The sequence below is a fragment of the Levilactobacillus lanxiensis genome (genome assembly GCF_016861655.1).
Lineage (GTDB): Bacteria > Bacillota > Bacilli > Lactobacillales > Lactobacillaceae > Levilactobacillus > Levilactobacillus lanxiensis.
The window spans coordinates 24186-37691 of sequence record NZ_BOLN01000007.1 but is presented as its reverse complement, the minus strand read 5'-3'; the positions used below and the strand labels follow the sequence as shown (position 1 = coordinate 37691).

Sequence of the window (13506 nt, the reverse complement as noted above, 5' to 3'; positions counted from 1 at the left end):
TCATCGGAATTCCGTTGGTTCAGCCACTTACCAATTGCTGTCACACAACCCTCACACTCACAAATGACTAATGATGTCCGGATTGACGTCCTTTAAAATCTGCTCATGCAATTTTTTTGCCACGTCCTCAGTCGGACTAATAATGAAAATGGTATCGTGCCCCGCCAAGGTCCCCGTAATTTCCGGCAGGTCGAGGTCGTCAAAAATGGCGGCCAGCAGATTCCCATTGCTGGGTTGCGTCTTGATCACGTTCACAAATTCTACCCGCGTGATACCAACAACGACTTCGTTGATGGTTTCTCGCAGGTGCTCTTCCTCACTCCGATTGCCGGCCTTAAAAATGGTGTAGCGCAAATGACCGTGACCATCCTGTGATTTAACGATCTGCATCTCCCGAATATCTCGGGAAATAGTGGTTTGGGTGGCTTGAATGCCCACCTCTTCCAAACGGGTCATTAGTTCTTCTTGCGTCCCAATTGGATACTGATTAATTAATCGTTCAATGTGTGCCTGTCGCATGCTCTTTTTCACTAAATCCGCCCCCATTGTATAAACGTTACCTTGCACTAGAAATAAATGTATAAACTACCGGTTTTTATGCATAATGATTAGCCACATTGTAGCAAAAAACGGGGGTAAACGCAAAATTATTTACCACCCAAACGGCTTCATTTTTAAATAACATTTTTAATGAATTATAGTAGTAGAAAAGAAAAATTAAATTTTGGAAAAATCGCCGAAATCACTGGTACCGCCGGGTAAAAACTGTATACTTAGAAGTGTAATTTATTCATGTTTAGGAGGCATTCAGGATGTCACAAAAATTTATTGTTGACGACTCGTTTTGGGAAATCTTTCCCGAAGTTAAAATTGCTTTTTTAACGGCGCACAATGTGGATAACCACGATACCGGTCAAGTTCCGGCAACACTCTTATCGACTGCCAATGAAACGGCTGCCAACCATTGGGTTCCCAATGATCCCATCAGTAAGAATGCCGTGATTCAAGACTGGCGTAACGCCTTTCAACAATTCAAGACGAAAAAAGGGGCGCGCTGTGCCGTTGAAAGCCTGTTGAAGCGGGCCAAAAACGGTAAGGGCGTTGGTAACATCAATCCGGTTGTGGACATCTACAATTCCGTTTCGCTCGAATGGGCCTTCCCCGTTGCGGCGGAGGATATGGACCAGATTCAAGGCAACATCCACTTGACGGTCGCGCAAGGTGGCGAACCCTTCCGGCCAATCGGTGAGGATGAGGTTGAAACCGCCCTGCCCGGCGAAGTCATCTACCATGACGCCCACGATGTCATTTCTCGTTGCTGGGCTTGGCGCGATAGTGCCCGGGTTGAAGCCACCGAGGACTCCAAGAACCTCTTGTTCTACATGGAAAATGTCAATCCTGAACGACAAGACGATCACGCCCAAGCCGTCCAAGCCCTGCAACAACGGCTGAAGGACTACCTCGGGTTGGACACGACCTATACGTTGGTCACCAAGGAACACCCGACCATCACGTTCGCCGACTAGACTGTCCACAACGACCGGCAGCCAATCCGGCACCTGCTTCAACGAAAATGTAAGCGCATTATTTATCGTAAGTGTCTTTATTCCCCATAGGAGTCTGGCGAGAGTCTCGTCGGGCTGAAAGGATCGTTTCTATTATGAAAATGTCAACGCTGTCAGAACCTGAATCCCCTGCCAGGCCGAGTCACGGACTAGGCCTCACTGCACTAATCTCAACCGTTATCTCCTCTTCAATTGGTGGGGGAATCTTCGCCCTAACTTCTGACTTGGCGGTCGCTGCTTCACCTGGACCCGCCCTCATTGCCTGGGGAATCGTGGGTTTTGGAACCCTGATGCTGGCCCTCTCACTCAACAACCTCGTTACTAAACGCCCCGACCTCGAAGGCATCTTCTCTTACGCCGAGGAGGGGTTTGGTAAATACACGGGATTCGTTAGTGGCTGGGGCTACTGGATTTCTGCCTGGATGGGTAACGTGGCCTTTGCCACCGTGATGATGAACGCGGTCGGCTACTTCATCCCCCTGTTTAACAGCAGCAATAAGATTCCATCCGTCATTGTCACCAGTATTATCCTCTGGTTACTGACGCTGCTGGTCAATCACGGGATTGAAAGTGCCGCCGTCATTAATTCTCTGATTACCGTCTGCAAGCTGATTCCCCTGTTTGTCTTCATCGTGATTGCCATTATCCTGTTCAAAGGCCAAATTTTCACGGTGAACTTCTGGGGTAACGTGCAGTCCAACGTTCAGGGCGCCATCGCCCCCAGTTCCATCGGGTCACAGATCAAGAGCTGCTTCATCATCATGATGTGGGTCTTCGTCGGAATTGAGGGCGCCACAATGCTCTCCTCCCGAGCAAATAAAAAATCCGATGCTGGTAAGGCCACGTTGATTGGGCTGTGTGGCCTGGTAGTCATTTACATCCTAGCTTCCGTTCTCCCCTACGGCTACTTCGACCGGCAAACGTTGGCCGCCATGAAGCAACCCGCCATGGTTTACATTTTCAGGGACATGGTTGGCTCCTGGGGTGGCGCGATGATCAGCTTAGGTCTGATTATTTCAACCCTGGGCTCCTGGTTATCCTGGACCATGCTCCCCGCAGAAACGATTCGCTTAATGTCCCGACAAGAACTCTTACCCAAAATTTTCAGTCGCAAGAACAAAAACGGCACCGCAACTATTTCCTTGATTACCAGTAGTGCCCTGATTCAATTCTTCCTCTTAACCTTAATCTTCACGGACCGCGCTTACCAAATCGCCTACTCGATGTGTACCGTTGCCATCACCATCTGCTACATTCTGGTGGCGGCTTATCAAATCAAGTTTTCCTGGCATCACCGGCAGGAAGCTGGCAGCAAGTTACAGTTGTGGATTGGGATTGGCGCCCTGCTCTTCGAAAGCACGGCCGTCTACTTCTCTGGAATCAAATATTTAATCTTCTGTTCCATCGCCTACATCCCCGGGAGCATCCTCTTCCTGATGGCGCGTAAACACCGCACCCAGGGCGGCAAAATGCTCTCCCACAAGGAATGGGCCGGGATGGCCATCATCCTGGGCTGTGCCGTATTGGCCTTAATCAGCCTCTTCAATGGGTCTCTTCGCCTCTAGTCTAATCGAATATAAAACAAAGCGCTGTCACATTAACCGTTTAAAGGTTGATGTGGCAGCGCTTTTTGCTAGCAACAATTGTGTTGCCAATAATGGCTTTAATTATTCAATAAGGTGAAATACTTGCGCTCATAGGTAATTTGCCCACCGGCAACCAGTTCTTTGACCACCTGGCTGGCGGTCTCGCGGGTGGTCCCAGAAATTTGGGAGAGTTCAATCAACGTAATGGGATAGGGAATCAGGCGCGTCCCGTCAGCCCCCGGCTTACCAATGGACTGGCCGAGAACCTTAAGCCCGTTACGCACGCGACTGCTGGCACTGGAGTTCACCATTAACTGTAGCTGATTTTCGTTTTCATTGATGATCTGGCCCATTTCCAGGATGACGTTTCGCATCATTTTCTTATTCTTCAGTAACAGACTTTCGAAGTCTGCCATGGGAATCGAAATGATTTCAGTGGCCGTCATACCCGTGACCGAATAGGAATAGTCATGGTCGTGGAACATCCCCCGGTAGGGAAAGCCCTTCGTTTCATTGATGAATTCGTAGAAAAACTCATTCCCAGATTCATCGGTTCGCTCAGTCTTCAACAAGCCTTTCGCCAAAAAATAGAAGTTTGCGCGCGGATCGGCCTGATTGAACAACAACTGACCCTTGGGATAGCTGCGAACCCGCATTTTTGCCTGGATCACCGCAAACTCTTCACTGGTAAAATCTTTAAACTCGGGATTTTTTTTCAAAAGCTGTAAATATTGTGGATATTCATTCTTTCGTATAATCAAAATAATCCTCCCAAACGCATTACGACTTATTTCATCATAACGTAATTTGAGCGGATTATCAGCACTGATGATCAAAAAATTTCTAGTTTGACCACCGACGTGCGCTAACTATTTAGAAATAATGGTCCCTTGACCGTTTTCGAGGAATTCACCGATATTTTCCAGTGAGGTCACAACCGCTTGGCCATGGCTGCTGTTCTTAACAAAGTCGACAGCGGCTTGGACCTTAGGTAGCATGCTCCCCTTGGCAAATTGGTTATCCTTTTCGTAGTCTTCCAGTTCTTGGATGCTGACATGTTCCAGCTTCTTTTGATCTGGCTTGTTGAAGTTCACGTAAATGTTATCAACGGCCGTCAGGATGATCAGCAGGTCGGCGTGAACCAATTCAGCTAATTTTTCTGAGGCAAAGTCTTTGTCGATAACGGCTTCGCGACCGACGAGGCGGTTGCCTTCACGGACAACGGGAACTCCACCACCCCCAACGGAGATAGGAATGACGCCGGCGCCAACTAAGGTGTCCACGACCCGGTATTCGTTCACACCGATTGGCTTTGGTGATGGCACAACGCGACGGTAACCCCGGCCTGCATCTTCAACGTAGGTGTATTCCGGGTGATCCTTTTGTAACTTTTCAGCTTCGGCTTGGTTGTAGAAGGGGCCGATTGGCTTAGTTGGTGACGTGAATGCGCCATCCTTAGGGTCAACCTCAACTTGGGTAACCACCGTGGCAACATCCTTGGTGATCCCGGCTGCGGCCAGTTCTTCGTCCAACGCGTTTTGCATCCAGTAACCGATGCTCCCTTGCGTCATGGCAACGGCCGTATCCAGTGGCATTGCTGGGTTCTTTTCAGTACTACCAGCAGCCTGTTGCAACAACAAGTTCCCAACTTGGGGACCATTCCCGTGGGAAATGATCAAGTCATCCCCTTGTTCAACGAACTTCACCAAGTACTTTGCAGTCGTCCGCAGAGCAGCTTGTTGGGCTTCCGAAGAAGCATCCTTTGATAAGATGGCGTTACCGCCAAGTGCGACAACAATTTTACGCTTTGTCATAATCAATTCTCCTCGTCTTTGTTTAATCTTTATTCAAGTAATCCGCTAAAACAGCCAAGCCCTTCTTCAACGTTTCCGTTGGGGCACAGTACCCTAAGCGGGCGTGACCCGGCACATCGAAGGCTTCCCCAGGAACCAGCAGAACACCGGTATCCCGAAGTAAGTTTTGACAAAATTCCAGGCTAGACGTCTTGGTTTCGAGCTTAACAAATGAGGTTGAGACCCCATTCGGAAAGACACAACTCACATTAGGCGTCTTGGCAACCCAATCCTTGAAAATCTTCAGGTTGTTTTGAACAATCTCACGGTTCCGAGCCAACACCTTGTCGCGGTTCTGGAGCACCAGGCAAGCCGCCTGATCACTGAAGACCCCGGCACAAATCATGGTGTAGTCCCGGTACTTGCGGAACGTTTCGGCTAGTTCGGCATTGGTGGCCGTCCAGCCGACCCGGATACCCGGCATCGAGTAGGTCTTTGACAACGAATTGGTGGAAATCCCCTTTTCATAGAGGTCCGCGATTGGCGCGAAGTCAACGCTTTCATCGAATGGCAGGTAAACCTCATCCACCAGCACGTAGGCGCCCACTTCACGGGCAATGGCAACGACCTGTTCCATGAAGTCCCGGTTCAGAATCGTCCCGGTCGGGTTGTTGGCGTTGTTGATACAGATCATCTTGGTGTCAGGGCGAATCAAGCGTTTCAGCTCTTCAATGTCCGGATACCAGTTTTCACTTTCCTGTAACTTCCAGAAGCTGACGTCCGCACCCAGTGACCGCGGAATATCGTACAGTTGTTGGTAACTTGGGTAAACACTGATGACGTGGTCGCCCGGTTTGATCAAGGCGTACAGCGCTAACAAGTTCGCCCCGGTGGCCCCATTCGTTTGCAGGATGTTATCGGCATCAACGTGATCGTACAGCTTGCTGACCTCTTTTTTAAAGGTCGGTGAGCCTTCGATCCAGCCGTAATTCATTTTTTGTTGGTCTAATGCATCATAGGTGTTATCTTTGGTCAGTTTGACCAGTTCATTCATTGAAAACGACGTGATCGTGCTCTGGGCCAAATCATAGGTCGCCTCGCGTTCGTGAACGTTCAACCATTCCTCAACACCAAATCCATCGATATCCATGTGCCGTTCCTCCTAAATCGTGATGAGTCCCATTGCAACCAGGACGACCCCAGCGATTGCACCGATGACGATTAAGGTCGAGTAGATGATTTCAGCTTTGGTCAGCTTCCCATCATCAATATCGAACTCTTTCTTGGCACGGTAGTAGAAGTACAGCCCTGGAATGTAACCGATACAGCAGAGTAACAGGAAATGTAACCCAGCTAAGGTAATGGCAATAACTTGGAAGGCTAAGGCAAAGATCCCGATCCACATCTGTTTCGTATCTTTATTTTGCGCAGAGAATTTCACTTGGTACATCCCCACGAAAATGTAGCACACCACGATAGCGGCGGTACACAGGGAAAGCGCGAAGTTGTAAGCTTCTTCAGAGAATAACAGCACTAACAGGAAGACTTGAATTAAGGCAGCAGTCAGCACCAGTGAGAACGTTGGTGCACCGTTTTTATTCTTCTTACCAAAGTAACTAGGCAAGAGTTTTTCTTCAGCCATTAACATGGTGGTATCGGCTGGCAACATCGTCCAGGATAACCATGCCCCTAAAATGGCAATGATTAAACCAACACTGATGAAGGCCCCGCCCCATTTGCCGACCATGTCTTGGAAAATGTAGAGCATGGCAGGTTGGTTGATTTTAGCTAATTCGTTTTGTGACAGGTAACCATAAGGTAAGACGGAAGCCAAAACGTAGATAACCAGTAAGGAAATGATCCCGATGATGGTTGCGCGGCCGGCATCGTTCTTGCTCTTGGCACGAGAAGACAGCATACTTGCCCCTTCAACCCCAACGAAGACCCACATCATGATCATTAAGCAAGACTTAAATTGGGTCCAGATACCGCTACCACCGGCAACGCCAGAGGTCACGTTCGTCCAGAAGTGAGCGGTGAACATGCCACCCTTGAAGACGAAGATGCCGACAACGATGAAGGCAAACAGTGGAATCAATTTGCAAATCGTAATAATCGTGTTCACGGCCGCAGCGGATTCAACCCCGCGGTTAACGATGAACGTCAGCACCCAGGAAACCACACTGGCCAAGATCACGGAAGCCACATTTTGGCCACCCTTGAACATTGGCAGGAAGTACCCCAGAGAACTCATGAGGACGGTGGCAAAGGCCACGTTCCCCAGCCAAGCACTCAGCCAGTAACCCCAGCCACTCACGAACCCGGCAAAGTTCCCGAATCCTTCTTGCGCATAGGCATGGATCCCTTCAGCGTCGGGCTTCTTTAACAATAAGTTGTTTAGTGACAACGCTAACATTAAAATCCCGAATCCAACCACTAACCACGCTAACAAAACGGGGCCAGGTGCAGCGCCGCCAGCCAGTGAACTGGTCAAGGTAAAGACCCCTGAACCGATTGAACTAGTGACGACGGCCGCCGTTAACGCGCCCAGAGATAATCCTTTATTTTCATCCATATTCTCACTCTTTTCCTCGTGTTTGCAATAAAAAACGGACTAATCGCTCTGATTAGCCCGTCTTTAATCACTCGTTAAGCTTTAGGAATAAACAAGTTACCTAAAGTTGCGGCCATCATCGCTTTGATGGAGTGCATCCGGTTTTCAGCTTCTTCGAATTGACGCCCATACTTACTAGTGAAGACTTCTTCAGTAACTTCCATTTCAGTAATGCCGTACTTCTTTTCAACATCTTGACCGTATTGGGTTTCGGTGTTGTGGAATGCTGGTAAGCAGTGCAGGAAGATGAGTTGATCATCTGGGGTACCAGTCTTCTTAAGAGCAGCCATGTTAACTTGGTATGGCTTCAATAACTTGACCCGTTCTTCCCAGTTGCTTTCGCCCATGGATACCCAAACGTCGGTGTAAACCACGTTGGAACCTGCTAAACCTTCATCCAAGTCGTCGGTAACCAGCAGCTTAGCGCCAGACTTCTTAGCAAAGCCTTGAGCCAAGTCTTGGGTTTCCTTAGTTGGGAACAGTTCCTTAGGGGCAACGATGTGCACGTTGACACCTAAGATAGCACCAGTAACCAGCAGAGAGTTGGCAACGTTGTTCCGGCCATCACCCATGAAGGTTAAGGTCAAGCCCTTTAAGGTACCGAAGTTTTCCTTAACGGTCATGAAGTCAGCCAGCATTTGGGTTGGGTGCCATTCGTCGGTTAAACCGTTCCAAACCGGCACACCTGAGTCGCGAGCTAAGATTTCAGCATCGCTTTGCTTGAACCCACGGAATTCAATCCCATCGAACATACCGCCTAAGACCTTGGCAGTGTCAGAAGTTGATTCCTTCTTACCTAATTGGATGTCGTTTTGGCCCAAGTATTCTGGGTGAGCACCTAAGTCGATAGCAGCAGTGGTGAATGCTGAACGGGTCCGAGTTGAGGACTTTTCAAAGAGTAAGGCGATGTTCTTGCCTTCCAAGTAGTGGTGAGGAACGCCGGCCTTCTTCAAAGCCTTCAAATGTAAACCGAAGTCGATCAAGTATTCGAGTTCTTCTGCGGTAAAGTCCTTTTCAGCTAAAACGCTGCGACCTTGAAAGACATTTTGCTTGAAATCTTGTGCCATGATTAATCAATCTCCTCTAATTTTAAAAATTAATTGTTTACTTTAAGTCTTCACGTACCAATGGCATACTCATGCAACGAGGACCCCCACGACCGCGGGATAATTCACTTGAGAGAATGTCAATAACCTTTAAGCCATGCTTACGAAGTAATTCGTTAGAAACATAGTTCCGGTTGTAGGTAACCACGACACCAGGGGCAATGGCTAAGGTGTTAGAACCATCATTCCATTGTTCACGGCCAGCGACGATTGGGTCACCGTTACCGGTTGGGATTAAGTCTAAATCATCCAAACCTAAGGCGTCTTTCAGAACTTGCTTCAAGTCCGTCTTGTGTTCGAGGTGTAAGTCTTCAGTGCCCTTACCAGGTGTGATAGTCCAGGTGTCGATGTGACCGCCTTCACCTAAGATACCTGGGTGAACCGTGAATTGGTCGGTGTTGATCATGGTGAACACCGTGTCCAAATGCATCATTGCGTGGTTATGTGGAATCCGGATAGCAATGACAGTATCAAAGTTGCTGTCCTTGAACAGGTTCCGGGCAATGTCTTCAATGGCATTGGCAGAAGTCCGTTGTGAAACTCCGATGGCCATCACGTGATCGGACAGAACCAGTTCGTCCCCACCTTCAATACGGGTGGTGTGGTTCCGGTCGCGCCAAACGTTCAAGCCCTTGTTAGCAAACCGGTGATGGTACTTGATAATGGTTTCCATAAAGAGTGATTCGCGTTGGCGAGCAGCGAACGTCATGTGGTTAATGCTTAAACCATCCCCGATTGAAGCCGCTGGGTCACGAGTGAAGTACAGGTTAGGCATTGGGTCCATAAAGAATGGGTAGTCGCTGTCTTCAGCGGCACTAACCAGGTCGCTAGGTGTGAAGTCCAGTTCGTCTTTACGAACCCCACCCATGATCTTGTTAACCATTGCTTGTGTGTCGAGGGAAAGTAAGTATTCCTTCAGAACATCATGAATCGTGCCGGCCATGTAGCCGCTTTCAGTTAACATCTGTTGCAAGAAATTTAATTTAACTTCTTCGCCACCATCGTCTAAGGCTTCGGCGGATAATTTTTCTAAGTACAGAACTTCAGTCCCGTTTTCGCGAAGAACCTTAGCGAAGTTGTCGTGTTCTTGTTGGGCGATTGGTAAATATGGAATGTCATCAAACAGTAACCGTGACATCATATCTGGCGTGAAGTTTTCTACTTCAACGTCCGGACGCTTCAGCATAACCGTTTTCAGTTTACCGATTTCAGATGTTACATGGATAGGTGTTGTCATCATTATTTCCTCCCTTGCTTAACTACAAGACAGAGTATAATCTTGAAATGAAACCGCTAACATTAAATGGTTAGCATTCAAAATGCGAAGAATTTCACATTTTAAGAGTGAAATGTATATTCAGGCCAAAATATACATTATTCATTCATTTTGACTGGTAAAAATTAGTAAAAATAGACTTTTTTACATAAAATTAATTTGACTTTTTCTTACATTTTTTTGCAGATCATTTATTTGCATCACTTTTCAGGGACAACGTCATTGACGAAAAGACAATCTTTTTCGATTTATAACGTTGCTGTTAAAGGCTTTCTAAATATTTGCGAGTCGTTCACAGCCGTGTTGCCCCTTCCATGGTTTTCCTGATTCCGGGAATTTCCGTCCGTTTTCCCTGTAAAATGGCCTTGGCTTTTTCATTGTAAAGATAATGTATAAACTGAGTATTATTCAGGTAAAACGTCCCAGACCGGCCGTGGCACCCCTGTTGCTAGTAATTTAATCACAAACAAACGCTGGGCCTCTTTTCTCAGCGTTTGTCAGCTCCTACGACTAGTAAAAGAGCGTTCAAGTCACGAGGACTTGAACGCTCTTTGCTAAGTTAATTCTACTATTTAGGGACGGACTACATCTCGTCCGGTGCCTTGACACCCAACAAGCGCAGGCTTTCCTTGACGACGATTGAGACGGACTTAACCAAAGCCAACCGGGCTGGTAAGCCGGCATCATCCGCGAGAATCTTGGAGTGCGCGTAGTACTTGTTGAAGGTCTTGGATAAGCGAATGGCGTACTTGGCAATGACGGAAGGCTCTAACTCGTCACAGGCCATCTTGACCATGGCTGGGAAGTCTGCCAGGGCCTTGATCGTATCCCAAGCTTCGGGATCGGTGACCTGGTTGGCATCCGCCGTGATCGTAGTTGCCTTAGCTTTCCGCAGAATGCTTTCGGCCCGGGCATGGGCGTATTGCACGTAAGGACCGGTTTCCCCTTCGAACTTCAGTTGGTCTGCCAGAACGAAGTCAATGTTGTTGGTCCGTTCATTCTTCAAATCACCAAAGACGATGGCGCCGACCCCAACTTGTTGGGCGACCGCCGACTTGTTTGCCAGATCAGGGTTCTTCTCGTTGATTTCCTTTTCAGCCAGCTCAACGGATTCTTCCAAAACCTTGGCCAACAGAATGATTCGGCCGGAACGGGTAGACAACTTCTTCCCATCAACGGTGATCAGCCCAAATGGCACGTGTTGCAGGTTCGGCGCTGACTTCAGGCCCATTTCTAACAGAACGGCCTTTAACTGCTGGAAGTAATACGTTTGTTCCGAGCCAACAACGTATAAGTTCTTGGCTGGTGCATATTCGCGGTCACGGTACAGTGCAGTCGCAATATCCCGGGTGATGTATAGGGACGCCCCATCACTCTTCAGAATCAGCGCTGGGTTCAGGTTATACTTGCTGAGGTCAACGACTTGGGCACCTTGTGATTCAACCAACAGGTGCTTGTCCTTTAAGATTTGAACGACCTCTTCCAGCTTATCGTTGTAGAAGGCTTCCCCGTTGTAGGTATCAAACGTCACACCCAACTTCTTGTAAACGTCGTTGAACTCTTCCAAGGAAGCTTCCCGGAACCATTTCCAAAGACGGTGCGCTTCAGGGTCACCATTTTCGAGCTTTCTGAACCATTCACGGGCTTCATCGTCCAGTTCAGGCTTGTCCACGTCCTCTTTATGGAAGCGAACATAATATTCAACTAATTTGTTAATGGGGTCAGCCTTAACGTCGGCTTCGTTCCCCCACAACTTGTAGGCCGTGATGAGCTTCCCAAATTGGGTCCCCCAGTCACCTAAGTGATTGTCCTTGATGGGTGCATAGCCGTTCTTGGTCAGAATCTCAGCAATCGAGTTCCCAATCACGGTCGACCGTAAATGCCCCATGGACATTGGCTTGGCAATGTTTGGTGAGGACATGTCGATGGGCACCTTCCCACCGTTACCATCATCGTTTTGGCCGTAAGCAGCGCCGGCATTCAACACATTTTCCAGCGTTGCGGCACTGTATTGGCCCTTATCAAAGAAGAAATTCAAGTATGGACCGGCAACCACGACACGTTCAAAGTCACTTGAATCAATCTTTTCGGCCAAATCTTGGGCAATCTGTTGCGGTGCCCGGTGCAGGAGCTTAGCTAGTGCAAACGTGGGAAACGCCATGTCCCCAAGATCAGACGTCTTGGGCTTTTCAAGCTTCAACGCAATCTCTTCCGCCGACAATTGGCCGTCTAAAGCGTTTGCCAATGCCGTAATAACCTTCTGTTTATAGTCCATACGAAAATTCCTCCCTGTAGTTCAAAAATTATCAAGATGATTAATCTCAGTGTACACTAATTCCCTAGGGCGTCAAAGGTGTTGTGTCGCAAACCACCTATGCTGAATGCCCGCTAGTTGTGCCTCAGCGCGCTTCTACCAGGGGGCGTATAATTATGCTAATAACCAGTGAACTGGACTCTAGGGGGCCGAATTAGGCTTTTGAACGACAAAAAAGCAGCTCGCTTTCGCGAACTGCTTTTTAAAAGTTATCCATGATGCCCCGAGCAGGATTCGAACCTGTACTTGATCACTCAAACAGCGACCTGAACGCTGCGCGTCTGCCAGTTCCGCCATCGGGGCAACTCAACAACAAATAATATATTACACTAAAGTTGTATAAAAGGGAACCCCTTTATTCAACTTTTTTTGATTTTGGAAATTTTACTGCGGTTCCATAGGCGTGAACGACCAAAAACTTCGGGGCCACGCTCATGCGGACGACCTCGGTATTGAAGCGAACCTCGATCAAGCCATCGGCATCCGTGTCTTGGGCCTGCTGCATTAATTTTTGCTTGGCCTCATCGAATAATTTATCAAACAATGAAAATTCATCCGGTTTTTCCGACCGGAGCATGGTGCTCGTCGTCGCCGTTAAGATTCCTTGAATCGCGTGCGCCCGGTTGAGCCCACCAGTTGTCATAAACACTTTTATCTCCCCCTTATTTTCTAACCTGAGTGCGTTGACGCACCCACCACATGAGTCCGGCGCCTAACACGATGCCTAGACAGTTGGTCAACACGTCATTGATGTCGACCCACCGGCCCAGACTCACCAGCCAATTGCCTATGGCCTGCCCCGTTTCCAGGGTCAAGCCAGTCGCTAGTCCCGCTAACAGCCACTGCGGCCAACGCAAACGCGGCCAATTCAGGCCCAGCAACATCCCCTGGGGCATCGTCATGACGATATTTAACCAAAAGGACGTGTCCATGCTGGCCCGCTCGAACGGCCGGAGAACCCAGATGCCCCCAGCAATCCAGTGCGTGGTGACCTGGCCCACCGTGTCGCTACCAAACGAAAACGCCACGGGGGTCCAGGTCAGTGTCGCTAAGCCCCAGCACCCCAGCCACCAAAGCAGGCGCCGGTAGTGGTGCTGCGCCGCGGCGTGCCAACTAAGGGCCAGCCAAATGAGACTCACAACTATGTAGGGTATCCAACGTCCCATCGACCAGGCCTCCTCAATAATCCCAGTATACCGGGTCATTGCGACGGGAACAATGGGTATCCCCCATTTCGTGTCAAAATTTGGCC

General features: G+C 48.6%; 12 protein-coding genes and 1 tRNA gene. 2 read left to right on the top strand and 11 right to left on the bottom strand.

Annotation, left to right across the window (positions count from 1 at the left end):
• Positions 1-57: 57 nt before the first annotated feature.
• On the bottom strand, positions 58-531 hold the full coding sequence (argR, locus tag JUF22_RS09315; protein WP_203645883.1) for an arginine repressor: 474 nt from the start codon (positions 529-531) through the stop codon (positions 58-60).
• Positions 532-812: 281 nt separating this feature from the next.
• Here argR and JUF22_RS09310 point away from each other — a divergent pair, with 281 nt between their 5' ends.
• Together JUF22_RS09310 and arcD (JUF22_RS09305) are read left to right on the top strand one after the other, a co-directional pair.
• Entirely contained in the window at positions 813-1526 is a 714-nt protein-coding gene (locus tag JUF22_RS09310; RefSeq protein ID WP_203645881.1) for a B3/B4 domain-containing protein, read from the top strand.
• Between the two features lie 140 nt (positions 1527-1666).
• Positions 1667-3130 carry an arginine-ornithine antiporter gene (gene arcD / locus JUF22_RS09305; protein WP_373306113.1) on the top strand — a complete coding sequence of 488 codons (1464 nt, stop codon included), beginning with the start codon at positions 1667-1669 and terminating at the stop codon, positions 3128-3130.
• 98 nt (positions 3131-3228) lie between these two features.
• Here arcD (JUF22_RS09305) and JUF22_RS09300 read toward each other — a convergent pair whose 3' ends face one another.
• From JUF22_RS09300 to JUF22_RS09255, 10 genes are all read right to left on the bottom strand, one after another.
• The gene (locus JUF22_RS09300) at positions 3229-3912 is read right to left on the bottom strand and encodes a Crp/Fnr family transcriptional regulator (protein ID WP_236000754.1); all 684 of its coding nucleotides are present in this window, start codon (positions 3910-3912) and stop codon (positions 3229-3231) included.
• A gap of 108 nt (positions 3913-4020) precedes the next feature.
• Positions 4021-4965 carry a carbamate kinase gene (gene arcC, locus JUF22_RS09295; RefSeq protein WP_125763234.1) on the bottom strand — a complete coding sequence of 315 codons (945 nt, stop codon included), beginning with the start codon at positions 4963-4965 and terminating at the stop codon, positions 4021-4023.
• 22 nt (positions 4966-4987) lie between these two features.
• A complete protein-coding gene (locus JUF22_RS09290; RefSeq protein ID WP_203645877.1) occupies positions 4988-6094 on the bottom strand; it encodes an aminotransferase in 1107 nt (368 codons plus the stop codon).
• A 12-nt stretch (positions 6095-6106) separates the two neighbouring features.
• Positions 6107-7519 carry an arginine-ornithine antiporter gene (gene arcD / locus JUF22_RS09285; protein ID WP_203645876.1) on the bottom strand — a complete coding sequence of 471 codons (1413 nt, stop codon included), beginning with the start codon at positions 7517-7519 and terminating at the stop codon, positions 6107-6109.
• Positions 7520-7593: 74 nt separating this feature from the next.
• Positions 7594-8625 carry an ornithine carbamoyltransferase gene (gene argF, locus JUF22_RS09280; protein ID WP_203637196.1) on the bottom strand — a complete coding sequence of 344 codons (1032 nt, stop codon included), beginning with the start codon at positions 8623-8625 and terminating at the stop codon, positions 7594-7596.
• A gap of 37 nt (positions 8626-8662) precedes the next feature.
• Positions 8663-9901 (bottom strand): arginine deiminase, encoded by a 1239-nt coding sequence (gene arcA / locus JUF22_RS09275; RefSeq protein WP_125763242.1) that lies wholly within the window; start codon positions 9899-9901, stop codon positions 8663-8665.
• 622 nt (positions 9902-10523) lie between these two features.
• The gene (gene argS, locus JUF22_RS09270; protein WP_203645874.1) at positions 10524-12215 is read right to left on the bottom strand and encodes an arginine--tRNA ligase; all 1692 of its coding nucleotides are present in this window, start codon (positions 12213-12215) and stop codon (positions 10524-10526) included.
• 258 nt (positions 12216-12473) lie between these two features.
• Positions 12474-12557 (bottom strand) — tRNA-Leu (locus JUF22_RS09265).
• Between the two features lie 52 nt (positions 12558-12609).
• Positions 12610-12897, bottom strand: a complete 288-nt coding sequence (locus JUF22_RS09260) for a heavy metal-binding domain-containing protein (RefSeq protein ID WP_373306111.1) — start codon at positions 12895-12897, stop codon at positions 12610-12612.
• Between the two features lie 19 nt (positions 12898-12916).
• Positions 12917-13420 (bottom strand): VanZ family protein, encoded by a 504-nt coding sequence (locus JUF22_RS09255; protein WP_203645869.1) that lies wholly within the window; start codon positions 13418-13420, stop codon positions 12917-12919.
• Positions 13421-13506: the final 86 nt, after the last annotated feature.